The sequence below is a fragment of the Glutamicibacter sp. genome (genome assembly GCF_035257265.1).
GTDB lineage: Bacteria > Actinomycetota > Actinomycetes > Actinomycetales > Micrococcaceae > Glutamicibacter.
Genome location: NZ_DATEXC010000050.1, coordinates 54,876 through 74,182, shown reverse-complemented (window position 1 = coordinate 74,182; position 19,307 = coordinate 54,876). Strand labels below are relative to the sequence as shown.

The 19,307-nt window shown below is 60.0% G+C and carries 16 protein-coding genes; 5 read left to right on the top strand and 11 right to left on the bottom strand.

Going from position 1 to position 19,307, the window contains the following annotated elements; genetic code table 11:
- Positions 1–189 precede the first annotated feature (189 nt).
- From VJ369_RS13315 to VJ369_RS13265, 11 genes are all read right to left on the bottom strand, one after another.
- Positions 190–1,449 carry an acyl-CoA dehydrogenase family protein gene (locus VJ369_RS13315; RefSeq protein ID WP_324092554.1) on the bottom strand — a complete coding sequence of 420 codons (1,260 nt, stop codon included), beginning with the start codon at positions 1,447–1,449 and terminating at the stop codon, positions 190–192.
- Positions 1,449–2,507, bottom strand: coding sequence for a phosphotransferase family protein (locus VJ369_RS13310; RefSeq protein WP_324092553.1), 1,059 nt, complete (start codon positions 2,505–2,507; stop codon positions 1,449–1,451). Before VJ369_RS13310 ends, VJ369_RS13315 begins: the two co-directional genes overlap by 1 nt.
- Positions 2,508–2,512: 5 nt before the next feature.
- Entirely contained in the window at positions 2,513–3,622 is a 1,110-nt protein-coding gene (locus VJ369_RS13305) for an ABC transporter substrate-binding protein (protein ID WP_324092552.1), read from the bottom strand.
- A gap of 47 nt (positions 3,623–3,669) precedes the next feature.
- Positions 3,670–4,674, bottom strand: coding sequence for an NADPH:quinone oxidoreductase family protein (locus VJ369_RS13300; RefSeq protein ID WP_324092551.1), 1,005 nt, complete (start codon positions 4,672–4,674; stop codon positions 3,670–3,672).
- Positions 4,675–4,677: 3 nt separating this feature from the next.
- Positions 4,678–4,899, bottom strand: a complete 222-nt coding sequence (locus VJ369_RS13295) for a biotin/lipoyl-binding carrier protein (protein ID WP_324092550.1) — start codon at positions 4,897–4,899, stop codon at positions 4,678–4,680.
- A 2-nt stretch (positions 4,900–4,901) separates the two neighbouring features.
- Positions 4,902–6,296, bottom strand: coding sequence for an acetyl-CoA carboxylase biotin carboxylase subunit (locus VJ369_RS13290; RefSeq protein ID WP_324092549.1), 1,395 nt, complete (start codon positions 6,294–6,296; stop codon positions 4,902–4,904).
- 11 nt (positions 6,297–6,307) lie between these two features.
- Positions 6,308–7,867, bottom strand: a complete 1,560-nt coding sequence (locus VJ369_RS13285) for an acyl-CoA carboxylase subunit beta (protein WP_324092548.1) — start codon at positions 7,865–7,867, stop codon at positions 6,308–6,310.
- A 40-nt stretch (positions 7,868–7,907) separates the two neighbouring features.
- Positions 7,908–10,091 (bottom strand): acetate--CoA ligase family protein, encoded by a 2,184-nt coding sequence (locus VJ369_RS13280; RefSeq protein ID WP_324092547.1) that lies wholly within the window; start codon positions 10,089–10,091, stop codon positions 7,908–7,910.
- A 329-nt stretch (positions 10,092–10,420) separates the two neighbouring features.
- On the bottom strand, positions 10,421–11,329 hold the full coding sequence (locus VJ369_RS13275; RefSeq protein WP_324092546.1) for a LysR family transcriptional regulator: 909 nt from the start codon (positions 11,327–11,329) through the stop codon (positions 10,421–10,423).
- 442 nt (positions 11,330–11,771) lie between these two features.
- Positions 11,772–12,626, bottom strand: a complete 855-nt coding sequence (locus VJ369_RS13270) for an ABC transporter permease (protein ID WP_324092545.1) — start codon at positions 12,624–12,626, stop codon at positions 11,772–11,774.
- 38 nt (positions 12,627–12,664) lie between these two features.
- Positions 12,665–13,501, bottom strand: coding sequence for a glucose 1-dehydrogenase (locus VJ369_RS13265; protein ID WP_324092544.1), 837 nt, complete (start codon positions 13,499–13,501; stop codon positions 12,665–12,667).
- A gap of 355 nt (positions 13,502–13,856) precedes the next feature.
- Between VJ369_RS13265 and VJ369_RS13260 the strand changes: the two genes are divergently transcribed.
- Genes VJ369_RS13260 through VJ369_RS13240 form a run of 5 tightly spaced genes read left to right on the top strand, consistent with a single transcriptional unit; the run spans position 13,857 to position 19,126 of the window.
- Positions 13,857–14,753: an ABC transporter ATP-binding protein gene (locus VJ369_RS13260; protein ID WP_324092543.1), complete on the top strand. Its 897-nt coding sequence runs from the start codon at positions 13,857–13,859 to the stop codon at positions 14,751–14,753.
- Complete coding sequence (locus tag VJ369_RS13255) at positions 14,743–15,558, top strand: alpha/beta hydrolase (RefSeq protein ID WP_324092542.1); 816 nt, start codon at positions 14,743–14,745, stop codon at positions 15,556–15,558. The genes VJ369_RS13260 and VJ369_RS13255 overlap by 11 nt, the downstream gene beginning before the upstream one ends.
- Before the next feature lie 46 nt (positions 15,559–15,604).
- A complete protein-coding gene (locus VJ369_RS13250; RefSeq protein ID WP_324092541.1) occupies positions 15,605–17,518 on the top strand; it encodes an NAD(P)/FAD-dependent oxidoreductase in 1,914 nt (637 codons plus the stop codon).
- A 37-nt stretch (positions 17,519–17,555) separates the two neighbouring features.
- A complete protein-coding gene (locus tag VJ369_RS13245; protein ID WP_324092540.1) occupies positions 17,556–18,419 on the top strand; it encodes an alpha/beta hydrolase in 864 nt (287 codons plus the stop codon).
- The gene (locus VJ369_RS13240; RefSeq protein WP_324092539.1) at positions 18,419–19,126 is read left to right on the top strand and encodes an SDR family oxidoreductase; all 708 of its coding nucleotides are present in this window, start codon (positions 18,419–18,421) and stop codon (positions 19,124–19,126) included. The genes VJ369_RS13245 and VJ369_RS13240 overlap by 1 nt, the downstream gene beginning before the upstream one ends.
- Positions 19,127–19,307: the final 181 nt, after the last annotated feature.

Here is a 19,307-nt window from a genome sequence, read left to right as displayed (position 1 = left end):
GCTTGCTCCTTTTGAATAGCTGTAAGCAACATCACACGACCTATCGTCGCGATAGATCACTCTTGCACCCCTTCGGGAACCAGGTATCGCGCCGCTCATTTGAGGCCATGCACGGAGTCCTGAAAGTGCGTGGCGTGCGAAAGATCCTCCGCCAGCAAGCTGGCGGAGGATCTTTCAGCCGAAAAGAGCTTAGCTCACCGGCTGCGCACTGCGTTGCGTCAAAGCTTCGCGACGTGCCCGCTGGGCCTTGAGCTCATTTCGAGCCAAGGCGTTCTTGTGCACCTCATCAGGCCCGTCGGCGAAGCGCAGGGTACGCACGTAAGCCGCGGATTCGGCAAGGATGAAGTCCTGGGACAGCCCGCCGGCCCCATGGACCTGGATCGCCTTATCGATGATCCACTCCACCGCTGCTGGTGTGGCGATCTTGATCGCCTGGATTTCGGTATGAGCACCCTTATTTCCCACGGTGTCCATCAACCATGCGGTCTTGAGCACCATCAGACGCAGCTGTTCAATGCGGACCCGGGACTCGGCAATCCAGTCACGGATCACCCCCTGTTCGCTGAGCTGCTTGCCAAAGGCGACTCGTGCATCGGCCCGCTCGCACATCATATCGATGGCGCGTTCGGCCATGCCGATGGCCCGCATGCAGTGGTGTATACGGCCAGGGCCCAGACGGGCCTGGGCGATCGCGAACCCTTCGCCCTCGCCGCCGATGAGGTTGCCCACCGGAACGCGGACGTTGTCGAAAAGCACCTCCGCATGCCCACCTGAGTGGTTATCGCTGTAGCCCAGAACTTCCATGGCACGCACCACGGTCACCCCAGGGGTGTCGCGCGGAACCAGGATCTGGCTCTGCTGGCGGTGGCGGTGAGCGGACGGATCGGTTTTTCCCATGACGATGAACAACTTGCAATTGGGGTTCATCGCACCAGAAATAAACCACTTGCGCCCGTTGATAACGTAGTCGTCGCCGTCGCGTTCAATACGCGTCTCCACGTTCGTGGCATCCGAAGAGGCCACATCCGGTTCGGTCATCGCAAAAGCCGAACGGATTTCACCTTCCAGCAGGGGGCCAAGCCACTGGTTCTTCTGCTGTTCGGTGCCGAACATTGAAAGCAGTTCCATATTTCCGGTATCCGGAGCGGAACAGTTCAACGCCGCAGGCGCCAAGAACTTGCTGCGGCCTGTAATTTCGGCCAATGGCGCATACTGCAAGTTAGTAAGCCCGGCTCCCTCTTCTCCCGGCAGGAAGAGGTTCCACAGGCCGCGGCGTCTGGCTTCGGCCTGTAGCCGCTTCATCGTGGGAGAATCCGTGAACGCATGGGTATTTTCCATGCCAGCTAGCTCTTCGGCGTACCCAAGTTCTGCGGGGTACACGTGGGATTCCATAAAGTCGGTGAGCTCCACCATCAGCGCTTCGGTGCGCTGGTCATGTGCGAATTCCATTACTTGTACTCCTTCAATGATTCAAGACCAAGCTCCAGTAGCAATGGCACGGTGTTTCCGCTATCTTCAAATCCTTCGCCGACCATTTGCCCGTTCAGGTGCCGGTAACGCACGCCTTCGGCGATGCCTGCCAATTTGAAGCAGGCCAGCCCCAGATGGAAGCCGAACCCGTCCAGTGACCGGCCGCTCTCCCGTTCGTAGATGGCCATGATCTCTTCTTCCGAAGGGTAGCCATCGGCCAAGGTGACATCCTTTTTGTCCGGGGCGGCAGAATCCCAGGTTGAGATGATGCGTGCCCGGCGCTGGTAGGTGAGCATCAAGGCCAGATCCAGCAATGGGTCCCCCAAGGTAGCCATTTCCCAGTCAATGACCGCCGCCGGCAGATCATCTGGCCCCATCAACACGTTGTCCAGGCGGAAATCACCATGCACAATGCCTGTGGCTGATTCGGCGGGAACCAGCTGCACCAGTTTGCTGTACAGCTCCTCGGCTCCGGGAAGCTCCCGGGTGAAGGAAGCATCCAGTTGCTTCTTCCACCTGCTGACCTGGCGGGAAAGGAATCCTTCGGGCCGGCCGAAGTTTTCCAGTCCCACCGCGCCAGGGTCGACACGGTGCAGCTTCGCCAAGGTGCGAATCAGTTCGGTACCGATATCCGCGGTGCGTTGAGCACCCAGCGTGCTGATCTCCGCGGCATAGCGGTAAGGCACGCCGGCCACGCGTTCCATCACGTAGTATTCCGCGCCCACCACGTCCTTTTCACTGCAGTAGGCGATCATCCTGGCCACCGGAACGTCCGTGGACTCCAGGGCCGCCGCGATCGTGTATTCGCGGCGCATATCATGAGCGGTAGCCATGATTTCGCCCAGCGGCGGACGGCGGATAATCCAGTTATTCACGCCATCGCTGAGGTCATAGGTCAGATTTGACCGTCCTCCTTGGATCAGCGAGGCACTGAGCGGGCCCGTGACCAAACCCGGACACTCGGTATCCAGCCAACGGCGCAGTTTCTCCAGATCCAGTCCGGTCGGTGAGAGAATAGTTGTTGAATTTTCACCCATCACGCTCACGCCCTCGCAAATTCGGGAACGAGCGTCTCATAGCTGATCTGCCCCTTCTTGATGCTTCCGAAACTCTGCGCAACCGCTGCCATCTGGGCCACGGTCTCCTTCTTGGCCTTGAATAGCTCCTGGAGGTTCGGGGCGATGGACTGGGCGTAGTGCTCAATATAATCGCGGGCGATATCCGGGGCTGAATTCGCCAGGGAACTCTTATTCAGCAATGCCGCGGCCTCATGTGGTTTGTTCAGGATCCACTGATGGGCATCCCACTGGCATTCCAGCCACTGCTTAACCAGTTCCGGCTGCTGCTGCGCCATCTCTTCGCGCACCGCAACCGCCAGTACGGCTTGTTCACGCAACTTCCCTGGGACGTCTTGTTCGGCGAAGTCCAGCAGCACCGAACCTCCTGATTCCTTGGCAACATAGCGCGTGGAGGTCCACTGCACCGTCACATAGGCATCCACGCGCTTCTGCTTCAGATTCGGGATGGCGTTTGCCGTCGTTCCCACCGCCAGCGCGGTGACATCCGAGTACTTCATAGCGGCTAATTCCAACGCAAGTTTCAGTTGCAGGTCGCTACCGGAACCAACACTTGTCACCCCGACCTTCTTGCCTTTCAGCGAGGCCATTTTTTCCTCGAAGCTTGCCGAAGCCGGCGGAGCCGAGAATCCTTCGCCGGCGACAATTCCATAGGAGGTCTCGGGGGTGCGGAAACCGATGAGTACCGGTCGTTTACCTTCGGAGCTATTGGCATGTGTTGCCATCAGCAGGCCGGTATCGGATGCCAATCCATCAATGGCCCCTGCCACCAGCAGCTGGTAGGACTGCACACCACTTTGCGGGGTCAGATGCTTTGGAACATCAAGTCCGTGGTTGGCATAATCCTTGTTGGCCAGGTTCGCCGTGTCGATGAAGAATGAGTCACCGGGGAACGCTGCCACACCAAACTTTGTCAGGTCACCACCTGCGGACCCACCGCACGCGGTCAGCAATGACGCCGAGCCCACAGCCGCAGCTCCAAGCCCGACAAATTTCAATAACGAGCGGCGAGATACCGCGCCGTTGAGCATCTGCAGCCCGCCTGCAGCCGGCCTTGGGTTTCCTGAGTCAAACATTTCTACTCCTGTAATGTGATGCCTGCGGTGAATACGTGCATTGAGCTTTAGGCGGACTCCATGACTACCCGGCCCACTGTCTGTCCATCAGCCAGCCGTTGCAAGGCCTGGGGAACTCCGTCCAGGGTGAAACGTTCAGAAACGAATGGGCTGATCAGACCCGCATCCGCCAACTTGAGCAATTCGGCATGGCATTGATCCACCAGCTCTGGTTTACGGTCGTTATACAGGCCCCAGTGGATCCCCATAATCGAGTAATTCTTCACCAGTGCATGGTTGAGTTTCGCGCTCTGGATTTCGCCGCCGGCAAATCCGACCACGATAATCCGTCCTTCGAAGGCAATGCATTTGGTGGACCGCTCATAGGTTTCTCCGCCTACCGGGTCATAAATGACGTCCGCGCCGCGGCCCCCGGTGGCCTCCTTCACAATCTGCACAAAGTCTTCGCTCCGGCGGTCGATCACCAGGTCGGCACCGAGCGTCCGCGCATATTCTGCCTTGGCTTGACCGCCGACCACACCGATGACCCTGGCACCGGCTGCTTTGCCTAATTGGATGGCGGCGGAGCCCACACCTCCGGCAGCTGCATGGACCAGCAGGGTCTCTCCCGGTGCGATGCGTGCCAGCCGGTGCAAGGCAAACCATCCGGTCTGGTAGCCGATAAAGAGGCAGGAGGCTTGGGCGTTGTCCAAGGAGGAAGGAGCCTGATGCACCTTGGACTGATCCATCAGCGCATACTGGGCGAACCCTCCATAGGGCAAGGTAGTCAAACCCAGGACCCGATCACCCACCGCGGCGCGAGTCACCTCGGGGCCGATGGCCACCACCTCGGCACAGACTTCCCGCCCAGGGGTAAAGGGTAGCTCTGGCTTCACCTGGTAAATGCCGCGGCACATGAGCACGTCGGGAAAATTTGCGGCCGAGGCAAGGACACGGACCGCGATTTGGCCGGCACCGGGTGTCGGCGCGTCGACATCACGCAGTTCAAGGACCGATGCGGGTTCGCCCAGCTCGGTGACCGACCAGGCTTTCAGCGTGCTTGGAAGAGCCATGGCTTACTCCTCCTCGAAGTCGAGCAGTGCTTGCCCGCTGGCCACCACATCACCTTCGGCCACATGGACGCGCAGCACGGTACCGGCTTCCTCTGCCATCACGGGAATCTCCATCTTCATGGCTTCGAGGATCAAGAACACCTGGTCCTCTTCGACCTGCTCCCCTTCTTTGACCAAAATCTTCCAGACGTTTGCACCCATGTCTGAATTGATTGTCTCTGCCATGATCAGGCGCTCCTTTGTGCGAGTTTTTCGAGTTTTGCTTGGGCTTTGAGACGCTGCTGGATTGTTTCAACCAGCCCGGTATCGTAGTTCCCGGCAATGAATTCTTCGGTTTCCAAGATGGATTTCAGGAAGGGCTGGTTGGTCACCAATCCTTGGATGGCAAAGTTCTCCAGGGCTTGCCGGACACGCGCCAGGGCTTCCTCACGGTTCTCCCCCCATGCACAGACCTTGGCTACCAGTGAGTCGAAGTGCTGGGTGACCTCGGTGTCTGCCTGATATCCGGAATCCACGCGGATGCCCGGACCCGTTGGCTCGTTCCATCCCTCGATGGGGCCGGGTCGTGGGAAGAATTTTTTCGGGTCTTCCGCGCAGATCCGCAATTCAAATGCGTGGCCCTGCTGCTGCGGGGCAAAGCCGCTGGTAGGGCGGCCCGTTGCGGCAATGCTCAGCTGCTGCTCGATCAGATCAACACCGTGGGTCATCTCGGTGATCGGGTGCTCCACCTGAATACGGGTATTCATTTCAAGGAACACAAAGTCACCGCTGACGGTGTCCAGCAGGAATTCCACGGTTCCCGCGTTACGGTAGCCCACCGATCCGGCTGCCGCGATCGCGGCTTCACGCAGCTGTTCACGAACCGCTGGGTTCAGGTGCGGTGCCGGGGATTCCTCAATCAATTTCTGGTGCCGGCGCTGCGTGGAGCAGTCACGTTCGCCGAAAGCGATGATGGTTCCGTCGTCCAGGCCGAGGACCTGAATTTCCACGTGGCGGGCCGAGGCGACAAAGCGTTCAACAAAAACACGGTCCGAGCCGAAGCTGCGGCCGGCCATCGATTTTGTGTTTTCGAAGGCCACCCGCAGCTCCTCCGGGGTGTGGGCTACGGCCATGCCGATCCCGCCACCGCCGGCGGAGGCCTTGACCATGACCGGGTAGCCGACACGTTCGGCTTCGGCCACCGCCTCGTCACCGGTTTCCAAGGCGGCTCCCGCATCCCCGCTGATCGGCACTCCGGCCTTGGCCACCGCACGCCGGGATTCAACCTTGTCACCCATCACCTCGATGATTTCGGCTGAGGGCCCGACCCAGGTCAGCCCGGCTTTGGCCACGGCCCGGGCAAATCCTGCGTTTTCGGCTAGGAAACCGTAACCTGGGTGCACCGAGGCCGCGCCGGTTGTCTGGGCGATCTTCACGATCTGTTCAGCATCCAGGTACGCCTGGACCGGAATCTCACCGGTCAGCTCGACCGCTTCGCTGGCCTCGGCCACGTAGGGAAGGGATGCGTCAACCTTGTGGTAAAGGGCGATGGTGCGGACGCCAAGCTGGTTGGCGGTGCGGATGATGCGCCGGGCGATTTCGCCGCGATTGGCAATCAGCAAACTTTCGGGAAAAGCACTCATGGTTCTGCTCCTTAGAAACTCGTTGGCCAGGTGCGCAGCAGGTGCTCTCCGACACCGTTGCTCCGGGCACGGTAATGGTCGTTCAGCGCACCGAGGATGTAGTCGCGGGTCTCGGCAGGATCGATGACCTGCTCGAATCCGAAGACCTGGGCGGTGTCATAGGCAGTGGTGCCCTTGTTCATTTCCGCCAGGCGCAGCTCGTAGAGTTCGGGATCGCTTTCCTTGTCGATGCCGTGAACCACCGAAACTGCGGAGGTCGGATCCATGAAGCTGACTTCCGAAGACCACCAGCCTGCGGTGGAATCTGCGGTGCCGCCGCCACCCATGTTGATCAGCGCCTGGCCGTAATTCTTGCGCATGGTCACCGCGATCTTCGGAACTGTCACCAGTGACAGGGCATTCATCCAATTAATGATCTTGCCCGCTACCTTGCTGCGTTCGGCTTCCAAACCGATGAGGAAACCTGGCTGATCCACCAGGTGGATGATCGGGATGTTGTACGAATCGCACATCACCAGGAAGCTCGTTGCCTTGTCGCAGGCCGCCCCGTCCAGCGCGCCGCCCTTGAACTGCGGGTTGTTCGCGATGATGCCCACCGATTGCCCGCCGATGCGGGCCAAGGTGGTCACCAGGGATTTGCCGTAGCGGGCCTTGATCGGGAACATCGAGCCGGTATCAACGACCAGTTCGATCACCTTGCGCACATCATAGGTTTTGGTGCGTTCTTCGGGAACGATGCCGCGGATCTCATCCGCGCGGTCCCCCGAACCGGTGGGGACCGGCGCCAGCGGCGCGGTTTCCCCATTGTGCGAGGGCAGGTAGGACAGGAAGCGGCGGATCAGCTCGACGGCTTCTTCATCGCTGGAGGCCACCGCGTCGGCAAATCCGGTGACTTCCGAGTGCATTTTCCAGCCACCGAGCTCTTGCGGGTCAACCTCTTGCCCGGTGGCGCGCGCAACCAGGTTGGGGCTGGAGACCGCGAGCACCGCCCCCTTGCGGAAGACCGCGAAGTCCGAGGCCATGGTGTGCCAGGCAGCCGAACCAAAGCAGTAGCCAAAAGCGGCCGAAACCCATGGGCTTTCACGCTGGCGCAGGAAACGGGTCTTCCCGTTGGCGCTGCCCATGCCGGAGCCGCCCATCGCATCCGGCATGCGCACCCCGGTGGATTCGGACAGGTAAATCAACGGCTGACCGGTTTTGACTACCAATTCCTTAAAATGGGACATCTTCTTGTTGCTGGTGGGCGACGAGGAGGACCCCTTGACGGTGAAGTCATAGGCTATGACGCTGGCGCGGCGGTTATCAATCTCTCCGCTGCCGGTGATCTTTCCATCGGCGGGCGTCTTGTCCCGGTCCCCGGGGACCGAGGAGGTGACAAACAACCCTGATTCGCGGAAGGTGCCCGGGTCCAGAAGCAAGGCGATGCGTTCGCGGGCGTTGAGTTCGCCCTTGGCCCGCCGGGCTTCGAGCTTCCTGCTTCCGCCCATGGCCAAGGCGGCCAGCCGGCGGTTTTCATGCTCCTGCTCGCGAGTGAGATTTTCTTCCTCGGGCTTAGTTGCTTGCTGTGTCATGTTTTTGATCCTTCGTGGTGCTTCGCGGGGCCGAAGGCTTTTATCGGCTTTGTTCAAGTACTGCTCGCGCAGCAAGGGCTGCGTCTTCAAAGGTGGGGAAAACCGGGATGCCGGCGGTGCGGGCACGATGCGCATAACCGTCGATGAGCTCTTCGGTTTGTGTGCTGCCGTCGCTTTTGAGCACCAGCAGCTGGTGGGTTTGCCCGTTCGCTGCATCGCGGGCGGCGGCAATGGACTCGATGATGTTTCCGCTCACGTCCCCATGGGTGGCCCCGAGGTTGCGTTGGATAATTCCCACGTTCAGGTGGGTTATGAGCAGCGACGGATTGCTGCCGGCCAGGACCGCACCGAGGATGTCCGCGGCAACCTGGCCATTTTTGACTGCCAGTGTTCCGGCCGGCACGTCGATCGGGTTGTGGAAGCCATTGCCCGGCGGTAAATCCATGGATTCAAGCTGGTCAATAACTTCTTCTGGAAGCGCGGAGGTGCGCACCCCCTGGCGGTCCAGTGCGTCTGCGCCCAGCACCGAGGCCCCGCCGCCGTTACCGAACAGCACGGCCTCGGATCCGGTGAGCTTGACCGACATGTCCAAGGTGGATAGCGCATGCAAGGCGGTGGAGAAGTCGGTGAGCGAATCCACCAGGGTGATTCCCCCCTGGCGGGCGATAGCCGGCCAGAGCCGGTGGTTGCCCGCCAGCGCACCGGTATGGCTGGTGGCGGCCCGCGAACCTTCGGCGGTGCGTCCGCCGGCCAGCAGTACCACCGGCTTGCGGTGTGTGGCGGCGTTGAGCACCTCCATCACCTCGCGGGCCACTGCAATCGATTCGAGGTAGAGGCCGATCACCTGAACCTGATCATTCTCAAGGTGGGAGGCGACAAGTTCTGCGGCGTTGACGTCGGCACTGTTGCCGATGCTGACCACCGAATGGAAATCAATGCCGCGCATCGCTCCCACCCGCAAGATGTCCACGCTTAACCCGCCGGACTGGGAGACCACCGCGGTGCTCCCGGGGGTGAGCGGCGCTTCGGGAAGAAATGAGAGACGGCCGGCGGACGCGTGGGTGCCCAGGCAATTCGGTCCGATCAGCCGGATTCCCGCCGTGCGCACGGTGTCCACCAGCTCGGCTTCCAGCTCCTTGCCCTCGGCGACCTCGCCATAACCTGAGGAGATCACCTGGGCGAAACGCACCTTGCCTGCCCCGGCGGACAAAGCCTGGGCAACCCGTGTTCCGGGCATGGCCACGTAGGCATAGTCGACCGGTTCGCCGAGTTCGGCCAAGGAGGCGATGGCGGGCAGACCCTCGATGGTGTCCGCGCCGGGGTTGACCGGGATGATGGTGCCGGTGAACCCGTTGGCCGTCATATTGCGGATGAACCGGTTTGCCATATTGGGGCGCTTGCTGCTGGCCCCGACGACGGCAACGCGCCGGGGGGCGAACAGCGCGGAAAAATCGGTGGGAGCCGCGGCATCCACTGCACCGGAACGCGCCGGGGCCTGCTCGGCCTCCCCCACCACAAACCTGGCGTCGACGGCGACCGCTCGGTTCTCCGAGACGATGACCGGGTTCAGATCGATTTCGCGTACCTCGGCTGGCAGCGTGGCCAGCAACCCGGTGGGCCCGGACAGCCGCGAAATAAGTTCAACCAAGGCGTTGACATCTGCCTTGACGCCACCACGGGCGCCGTTGAGGATTTTCATCCCGCGCAGTTCACTGAGCATGCCGTGGATTTGGGATTCGCTCAGCGGGGCCAGGCCAAAGGCAACATCTTCGAAGACCTCAACCATGACGCCGCCCAAGCCGACCATCACGCTCCAGCCCAAATCTGGAACACGAACCGCACCGACGATTATTTCGTGGCCGGCGGGAATCATCTCCTCAACGAGCAGCCCGGCAAGCTCGTGGCCGTGAGCCGCGAGCGACTGGCTCATGGCGGCGCCGACCGCATCGATTTCACTGTGCGCTACTCCCACGCGGACGCCGCCGGCGTCGGACTTGTGAACCAGGGTCGGGCAGATCGCCTTCACCACCAACGGTTCACGCAGGTTCGCCGGTGCTTGCTGACCGAGTGAAATTTCTATGCCCCGCGGAGTGTCAATTCCGAAGGCGTCGAGCACAGATTTGCCCTCGGCTTCGGTGAACATCGCGGATTCCCGGGTCTTCGCCTGGGCGATGAACTCCTCGACGCTGCGTGCGTTACTCGTCTTTGCTGTTTCGACTGACAACTAACTACCTCACTGGACATTGGAGCTGAGCGCCGATTCGTGCGCTAAGTGTGTTCCAAGTCTCTCTGGGGTTCGCTAGCGTGTGAAGCCGAAATACGCTGGCACGGTGATATGACTGCGCTATCGACACCCTTTTCGCCGCCGGTGCAAATCATAGATTTACAAGTCAAGTACCTTTTAGCAGCTTCCCTCCGGGGGACGCTTCGGGTGGCGGGCAGCCCGCGGCGGTACCCAGCCGAGGGCAGGGACAGCCCGGGAGATACCCCGAGCAGGTACCGGGCTGTCCGCAGATGCCAGCTGGCAACGCGCCAAAGGCGCCGCCAGAAGAGTTAAAAATCTGCTGACTTTGCCGTCTCGCGCAGCAAACGCAGAAACGCCTGCACCGCCGAAGAACGGGACTCATCCTTGCGCACTACCGCGGACAGCTTCGCCGAAGCCCAGGGGTAAGGCAGCGGTATCAAGGAGATCCCGCCACCGCTCTGCGTGGAGTCGAGCAAGGTATTGGCAATCGAGACGCCCACCCCGGCGCGTGTCATGGCCCGCGTTGCCTCGGCATTAGGTGTGGTGTAGACGATCTTGGCTTCGACGCCCTCGAGCAAGCGCTCAAAAGCCACACGGAGGATGCTTGATTCGGCCGGGAAGATCAATGGTTGGCCTTCCAGATCCTGAGGATTAAAATCGTCTTTGAGCGCCAACGGATGATCTTCGTGCACCGCCAGCACCAACCTGCCGGATAGCAGATCTATGTGATGCAACAGCGCGTCTTCCCCGGCGGTCAGTTCAATGCCGGGAAGCCGGGTCACGAGCCCCACATCAAGATTTCCTGCCAGCACTCCTTGAACCACTAATTTCGAAGGTCCCTCATCTACGTCGAAACGCACGTTGGGAAATTCTGTCAGCAGGCGTTTGACGGTGCGTGGCAGGATCGTCTGAGAACCCGAGGGCACCGTGCCCAGCCGGACGGTACCTAATTTAAGTCCGCCGATAGCACTAGCTTCCTCGCGCAGCATACGCTCGGCCAACACAGCGGCTTCCACGTGAGGCAGAATTCTTTCAGCCGCATACGTCGGACGAACGCCCTTGGCCCCGCGGGTTACGAGAATGACGCCCAAGTCCTCTTCGAGCCGCTGGACCTGGTTGGTGATCGTGGGCTGGGAGATATCCAGCTCCTTCGCCGCTTGGCGGAATGAGCCTGTCCGCAGCGCTGCTTCCAGATATCGTAATTGTGCAAATCTCAAGAATGTGTCTCCTCGTTGAGCGCGATCTAACCCGGCCGTCAGATGACGTTACCGCGATCACATTCGTTTAGTTCAATTGTCACATGGGTTCACGAGCCAACACCGGTCCACACCGGAAGGTTTCCTGCGCAGCGCCGGCAGGAGCCACCCACGCAGTGAGGAATATTCCCGAGGCTACGACGTTGGTCCGAATCCCATCGGGCTCGCGCTGCAACCATGGGAGTCAGCACAGCCAGGGGTTTCACCTTGACCTCCGCGCCGCACCCACCACCAGGATTTCCCTGTCATCGGACCGGCAGAGCACCAGAGGCTCGATTTCTCTGGCCGGAACAGGATGCTGCGGGTGAGAAGATTGCCAGCCGGGCGCTTCCGTTAATTCAACGCCGCAGCCCGGAAAGCTGAATCGCTTGCCGGGCTGCGGGCCATACATAGTGAATAGTGTTTAGCGACTGCGCTTGGACACGTTCTTTTCCATCACCGAGATCGACAGATCCATGAGCATGGACAACAGGCCCATCGCCAGCAGGATCGCGAAGGTCTGGTCAACATGGAAATTATTGGTGACCACCACGAGCCGTTGACCAAGGCCGGTATAGGAGCCGACCATTTCAGAGACGACCGCGCCGAGCACCGAGTAGACTGCGCCCAGGCGCAATCCGCCGACAATCGCCGGCAAGGCCGACGGGAACTCGATTTTGAAGAAACGCTGACGCGCACTCATACCCAATGATGTGGTCAACTGCTTGATGTCGTGATCGATACCCACCAAGGCACCCAAGGTGCTGGTCAGCAACACGAAGTAGACCACGCTGAAAGCTACCAAGGCCTTGGGTCCGAATCCGAGCCCAAACCACAGGATAAAGATCGGGGCCAACGCCGGACGTGGAAGGCTGTTGATAAGAGTCAGCAGCGGCTGCGCCGCAGTGTGCAAAACCGGTACGTGGGCAAAGAGCACGCCCGAGAGAATTCCGAGTATTGCGCCGGTGATCAAACCAACCAGTGCCCCCGAGAAGGTGGCGAGCACATCTACCCAGAACGTACTGTCGGTCAGCTGGACAATGAACGCGGTAGCAACATCCAAGGGGGTGGAGACCAAGGTGGAATCCATAAGTCCCGTCGAGGTGACAAATTGCCACACTGCAACAAAAATTCCCAGAACTCCTACCCGCAGCCCCCAAACGAGCGAGTTGTTCTTCTGCTTGGTCCGGCGCCTTTCGACGAGAATTGTGCTGTCGTCATAGGCCAGAGGTTTTTGAATTGTCGCGGTCATGCCATTCGATTGTGCCTGGGGTTCCATGGTGATTCCGTTCCTACCGGTTAATTCTGCCGAGTCGTCTAAGCGTTGCTGGTTTGCCGCACGAGCTTGCCATCCAGTGGCGAAGAAGTATGCGGTCCGCCGGTCACCTGAAGCACGGTGCCGGTAATGAAACTTGCCGCGTCAGAGGATAGATAAATGCAGGCATCTGCCACTTCTTCGGGCAGACCTACCCTCCCCAAGGCCAAGAACTCTCCGAACTTCTTCTCGGTGTCCCCCTGCGCAAATCGCGAGGACGGGGTCAAGGTCGCTCCCGGTTCAACACAATTCACCCGGATTCCACGGTCCGCCCATTCCCAGGACATGGTCTTGGTCAACGAGGCCAAGGCTGCCTTGGCTGCGGCGTAGGCCCCCCGCATCGGGTGGGCATAATTCGCCGACCCCGAACCGACGTTGACGATTACCCCGCCGCCCTGGGCTTCGAATACCGGAAGCACCGCGCAGGCCATGTGGAATGGCCCGTTCAGATTGGTCCCAATGGTCGCATTCCAGGCGTTCGCCGAGAGATCTTCGAGGCGGCTGGAGAAGTTGCCGCCGGCGTTATTGATCAGCACGTCAATCCGGCCAAAATTCTCCAGCGCGGCCTGCACAATCCGCTGGGCAGTTTCGGGCTCCTTGATGTTGCCGGTGACAACGACCGCCCTGCGCCCGGTAGCCTCAATGGCCTCGGCCCGCTCTTGCAGCGACTCGGCTTTTCGTCCGTGGATGACCACATCGGCGCCGGCCTGCGCGTATTTCAGAGCAAGCGCTCCACCGATGCCGCCCGAGGCTCCGGTGACGATGACAACTTGGTCGGTGAAATCGTAAGAGACGGTTCCGGCCTTTTTGCTGGCGGCGGTAGTTGGGGTGTTCGACATTGAGTGTCCTCCTGAATGGTGCACGCCGATCATGGGCACAGTGCCCGGTGTCGGAACGGCAGAAAACCTAATACATTGCTTCTGGAAAAGCTTGCTGTGACTCAGACCACGTTTCAAGTTTCCAGTGACTATCGTGGCGATAGCCGCGCATAGGCCCTCTTTTCCTTGACCTCAGCCCCTGAAGTGAAAGACGATTCATTAACCACAGGGTGACGCACGGCACATGAGCCGTTGTGCGCATCCATGACCTTCCAGCACTCACTAGCACCGGCAACCGGTTCAAATGGCGTGCCGATCCAGCATCCCTTGGCCAGCATCCGGGGGTCCTAGCCTGAAATATTCGATTGGAGCGAACATGCCTAATCCACCAGTCAGCTCGGTGCGCGACAGTGAGTCGCCAATGACCGGTTCACTCACTAAGCCGACCAAGCCCCAGGGAGCCCGAGGTGTTTCGGTGCAGTTCCAAGGCGTAAACCACAGCTTCCTGCATGGAGACCGCCCGGTACGGGTACTGAACGACTTCAACCTCGACATTCAACCGTCGGAATTCGTCAGCCTTGTCGGACCCTCCGGGTGCGGTAAAACCACCGCACTGGGAATGCTCGGCAACCTGGTCTCGCCGCGCGCCGGCCAGGTGCTGATCGACGGTTCCCCAGTTAGCCCGGGTAGCAACGAGGCGGCCTTCCTCTTCGCCCGAGATGCTTTGCTCCCTTGGCGCCGGGTCCGCTCCAATGTCGAGCTCGGCATGGAGGTCCGCGGGGTACCGCCGCAGCAGCGCCGCGAACGCGCCGAAGAGTGGCTGCACAAGGTTCGCCTGCACGAATTCGCCGAGTCCGATGTGCTGCACCTTTCCCAAGGAATGCGACAGCGCGTAGCCATTGCGCGCACGTTGGTGCAGAATCCCAAGGTGCTGCTGATGGACGAGCCCTTCGCCGCGTTGGATGCGCAGACACGCGCCATTCAGCAAGAAGAGTTCACCAAGCTTTGGGAGGCCGAACGTCCCACGGTCATCTTTGTGACACACGATCTGGAGGAAGCTATCCTGATGAGCGACCGCGTGGTGCTCATGGCCAGCCGGCCTGGCCGTATCGTGGCGGACATGAAAATTGAACTTGAACGCCCACGCAGCCAGGAGATGCGCCGAGAGTCTGCCTTGTTTAAGGAATACTTCCACGAGATGTCGGACCGTCTGCGCGACGAGGTTGAGATGGCCGAGCAGCGACTTCGTGAAGAGAGTAAAAATGCCTCCTAAGACACTGAACAAACTGCGCGGATCCGATGGCTCGACCGTTGCATACCGTCGATATGGCACCGGCGAAAGAGTACTCACCGCCTTGCATTCCCTCGCCTTGGACGGCTCCTGGTACGAGCCGCTGGCCGCATCCCTCGGAGCACAGTACAGCATCCTTGCCCCGGATTTCCGGGGCCACGGGCAAAGCACCCAGGGTCATTCGCCGGTAAGCCTGGCTTTGATAGCCAAGGACGTCGCGGCCATGTGGGCAGCCGAAGGGGTGGAACATAGCGTGGTCCTGGGCATCTCCCTCGGCGGGATGGTCGCCCAAGCGGTATCGGGCAGTTTCCCTCAAATGGTGGACGCCCAAATCCTGATGGCGACCCGCGGGGCCTTCGACGAAACCGCCGCCCAGGGCACCCGCGCCCGCGCAGCCGAGGTGCGTGCGCCACAGGGGCTGGCTCAGGCTCTTGAAGCGACCATGCACCGCTGGTTTGGCGATGAATCCGCCAATACGAGGTCGCCTCTGGTGAGCCAGGCCCGCGAGCAATGGCTGCAAGCTGGCGGTGACACCATTGCCGACTACTTCGAAGCTATGACACAGGTCGGTGAGTTCCAGCTGGAGACTCCCCCACCCACGCTGGTGGTGGCCGGTGCCGACGATCGAAGCACCGCCCGCCCAGTGATCGAGGCACTCGCCGCGCAAATTTCTGGCGCCGAACTGGTTGTAGCCGACGGCGGGCACCTAGTCGCATTCGACAACCCAGCCGAGGTGGTCCGCGTCATCCGGCCATTCCTGGACGGTTTGGACTGCTGGCCGCGCTAGCCACCGAATTTTGTATCTTTTAACTTCATTGCACTACGGAGACGACATGAACACCACGCTGGAACGACACTACGCGCAGCTACTCGAAGAAGATCTGCGCGCGCATCACAACGGGTTTCAATCCCCGGCGCTGATCATGCTCACCGCCCACATCACCGCAGACGCCAGCGTGCTGCGCGATGAATGGCGCCCAAGCATTCCCGCGCTTCCGGTCAGTGGGCTGAGCCCAGAGATCGAGACCGAAGCCATCAACTATTGCATCGAGCGCCTGGCCCCGTACCTGGATACTCAAGCAAACTGGGCCGCGGAACCCACCGATCAGATGCGACTGGCCATGACCAAATGGCTGCTGAGCGCGGACAATGATGATGCCTATGCGCTCTCTGAGGTTTCCTTTGTCCCCAATGACACAGATCCACGCCAGCCGGAATGGACACTGAACGAACTTCAGCCTGGCACCAAGCTGACCGCCATCGTAATCGGGGCAGGCTTTTCCGGACTGTTGGCCGGGTTGCGCCTGAAACAGGCCGGCGTCCCATTCAAGATCATTGAAAAGAGCCACGACGTGGGCGGCACCTGGTGGGAAAATACCTACCCTGATTGCCGCACCGACGTACGCAGCCACATTTACACCTATTCGTTTACCCAGCATGACTGGGAAACTCACTTTGGACGCCAAGATAAAATCCATGAATACCTGCACAAGTTCGCCGCCGACAACGGCCTGTTGGAACACATGGTCTTCGGCAAGGAAGTTACCGCTACCGTCTGGAATGAGAAGAGCAGCACCTGGCAGCTCACTACCCGCCAGGCGGACGGCGGCGAAGAAAAATTTGAATCAAATCTCGTGGTCAGCGCGGTAGGCCAGCTCAATCGCCCATCCGTCCCGAATCTGCCGGGCTTGGACAGCTTCGACGGACCGGTAGTGCACTCGGCCCGCTGGGACCATGAGCTGGATTTCACCGGCAAAAAGGTCGTGGTGATAGGCACCGGCGCGAGCGCCTTGCAGTTCGCCCCGGCCGTCGCGAAGGCCGCCGAACAGATGACGATCTTCCAGCGCAGTGCTCCGTGGCTGCGCAAGACCCCGGTGCTGCGCCAGAATATCGAAGAAAACGAACGCTGGATACTGCTCAATCTGAACCAGTACCGCGCTTTCTACCGGTATTCGCTGTTCTTGCCACGGGTGGTGGGCAACTTAGCGGCAGCCACGGTGGATCCGGACTACCCGCCCACCGAGTTCGCCGTTTCCGCCGCCAACGAACGGCTGCGCGCTGACCTGACCTCCTATTTGGAGGAACAGGCCGGGGATGACGAAGAGCTACGCAAGGCAATCATCCCGAACTACCCTCCGGCAGCCAAGCGCATCATCTGCGATGACGGAACCTGGGTGAAGACCCTCAAACGCGACAACGTCCGATTGGTCAGCCAAGGAGTGAACCGCGTTGATGAAACCGGCGTCTGGCTGGGTGAAGAACATATCGACGCGGACATTATCTTGCTGGGTACCGGATTTAAGGCCTCGGACTTCCTGGTTCCCATGAGCGTTAGCGGAATCGACGGGAAGGATCTGCACGAAACCTGGGGCATCGACGCCAGCGCCTACATGGGCACTGCGCTGCCGGGCTATCCGAACTTCTTCTGCATGTACGGGCCGAATACCAACACCGTTATCCACGGCAATCTGGTCTTTTTCCTCGAATGCCAAGCCAACTATATTGTCGACGCCATCAAGACGTTGGCAGTAACCGGAAAAAGTTCACTGAATTTGAAAAACGACGTATTCGAAGCCTACGACCAGCGAGTAGTCTCCGAAAGCGCCAAGCGCACCTGGGGCTGGTCCAAAACCCACAGCTGGTACATGAACGCCGAAGGACGCTCCACCATCATGTGGCCGTTGCCGGCGCGCGAATATTATGAGGGCACGCTCGCGCTGAACGCCGACGATTACGAACTTCGCTAAACCATCAGATTAAGAAACTGCTTCAACGGAGGTTATTTTGCTTACCGAAACTACAGAAATCACCGAGAACTTGGACCTCGTCTCCGACCTGGAAACCCGCTATCTCTCCGGCGGACCGCAGAATGCTCCGGTCATTGTGTTCATGCACGACGGCGCTTACGGCGGAGCGTCGGATGTGACGTGGGGAAAGATATTGCCCGAAGCCGCGAAGAAATACCGCGTGATCGCTCCGGATCTGCTTGGGTACGGTGGCAGTGCCAAGTCCGTTCGCGCGGATGTCTCCCCGTTTGCCTTTCGCATTCGGCACATTTTCTCGCTGCTGGATCACCTCGGCATCACCGAGCCGGTGCATTTTGTCGGAAACTCATTCGGCGGCTCTATTGGACTACGTGCCTTGGCTGACGAGCAATACCGCCACCGCATCGCCTCGGTAAGTACCTTCAATGGTTCAGGGGGACCCTGGAAAGCGCCTGATATGACCAAGCTCGGCGCGTTCGACGGCACCCGCGAATCCCTCGAGCAGCTGGTAGACCTGTTATGCGACCCGGTCGATGACAAAGCAGATCACCTGGCGGCCCGCTACAAGTGGGCGATTACGCCGGGGCACTTCATCACCATGCGGGCCCCGCATACCCAGCTACCGGAGGCACTCAAGGTCGAGCGTCCGGCGGATACCTTCCCGGCCCAGCTGAAGGAAGTAAACACCCCAGCATTGCTGGTCGAGTGCTCCAAGGACACCTTGCTCCAAGAAGGCTGGTCCAAAAATCTAGCTGAGTCGATGGGTAACGCCCGTCGTGAGGTATTGAATCGAAAGCATTGCCCGAATATCACTCACCCAGAGGAAGCATGGGATCTCATCGATGATTTCCTGACCTCGGTTATCGAAGGTAGCGCAAACTAATGGCAGAAACTAAAGCACCTGCGCTGATCCTTTCCGGAGGTTCTTCAGGTATCGGGGCGGCGCTGGCCGCAGATCTACGTGTCGATTGGGATGTCATCTCGGTGTCCCGCTCACTACCCAAGGATCCACTAGATCGGATCACCTATGTTGCCGGGGATGTGGCCGGTAATGCGCCAGACGTCGTCCGCGAGTCGCTCAAGGCTCAGGGGCGAGATAGCGTCCACTCGATCGTGCACTGCGCCGGTATCGGGGTATTCGGTCCGTTTATGGATATGCCCAAGGCCGACTGGGAACGTGCGTTGTTACTTAACCTGCACGGCACGTTGAACTTTATTCAGGGAACCGCTGATTTGGTAGAGGACGGCGGTCGTATCGTGCTGTATTCCTCGGGCACAGTTTTCAAGGCTCCCGCCGGAGCCGCGGCTTATGCCGCGTCAAAGGCAGGAATCATCGGTTTTTCTCGGAGCCTGGCCGCCGAGTTGGGCGCACGGAATATCACCGTCAACGTGATTGCTCCCGGCCTGGTGATGACCCCGCTGGCTACCGACCTTGCCGGCGGTGAGGAAGCAAATATTGCTTCGCGTGCAATCAAGCGCGCCTCCATCACCGACGACTATGTGGGACCGACCCGCTTCTTCCTCTCCGAAGGCGCAGGCTTTGTGACCGGACAAACCTTGGTAGTTGATGGCGGCTCAATCCGCCGCTAGGCCATATAGTTCTACTCATAAACCCTCAGGTCACTTCTTCGTGAAGAAGCGACCTGAGGGTTTCTACGCGTGATTTGACCTGGAGTGCACGAGGCGAACGAATCATGGAGTTCAGCAATGGTCAGCGATACAGTGCAGCCGCTAGCCCGCCTTGACTAGGTTCTGGTAAATTCTGGGTCCA

Bases quoted from the DNA above. Each gene is read 5' to 3' on its own strand.
- VJ369_RS13315 (WP_324092554.1), bottom strand. From the start codon at position 1,449: ATGGAATTCGCACATGACCAGCGCACCGAAGCGCTGATGGTGGAGCTC.
- VJ369_RS13310 (WP_324092553.1), bottom strand. From the start codon at position 2,507: ATGGGTGAAAATTCAACAACTATTCTCTCACCGACCGGACTGGATCTG.
- VJ369_RS13305 (WP_324092552.1), bottom strand. From the start codon at position 3,622: ATGTTTGACTCAGGAAACCCAAGGCCGGCTGCAGGCGGGCTGCAGATG.
- VJ369_RS13300 (WP_324092551.1), bottom strand. From the start codon at position 4,674: ATGGCTCTTCCAAGCACGCTGAAAGCCTGGTCGGTCACCGAGCTGGGC.
- VJ369_RS13295 (WP_324092550.1), bottom strand. From the start codon at position 4,899: ATGGCAGAGACAATCAATTCAGACATGGGTGCAAACGTCTGGAAGATT.
- VJ369_RS13290 (WP_324092549.1), bottom strand. From the start codon at position 6,296: ATGAGTGCTTTTCCCGAAAGTTTGCTGATTGCCAATCGCGGCGAAATC.
- VJ369_RS13285 (WP_324092548.1), bottom strand. From the start codon at position 7,867: ATGACACAGCAAGCAACTAAGCCCGAGGAAGAAAATCTCACTCGCGAG.
- VJ369_RS13270 (WP_324092545.1), bottom strand. From the start codon at position 12,626: ATGGAACCCCAGGCACAATCGAATGGCATGACCGCGACAATTCAAAAA.
- VJ369_RS13265 (WP_324092544.1), bottom strand. From the start codon at position 13,501: ATGTCGAACACCCCAACTACCGCCGCCAGCAAAAAGGCCGGAACCGTC.
- VJ369_RS13260 (WP_324092543.1), top strand. From the start codon at position 13,857: ATGCCTAATCCACCAGTCAGCTCGGTGCGCGACAGTGAGTCGCCAATG.
- VJ369_RS13255 (WP_324092542.1), top strand. From the start codon at position 14,743: ATGCCTCCTAAGACACTGAACAAACTGCGCGGATCCGATGGCTCGACC.
- VJ369_RS13250 (WP_324092541.1), top strand. From the start codon at position 15,605: ATGAACACCACGCTGGAACGACACTACGCGCAGCTACTCGAAGAAGAT.
- VJ369_RS13240 (WP_324092539.1), top strand. From the start codon at position 18,419: ATGGCAGAAACTAAAGCACCTGCGCTGATCCTTTCCGGAGGTTCTTCA.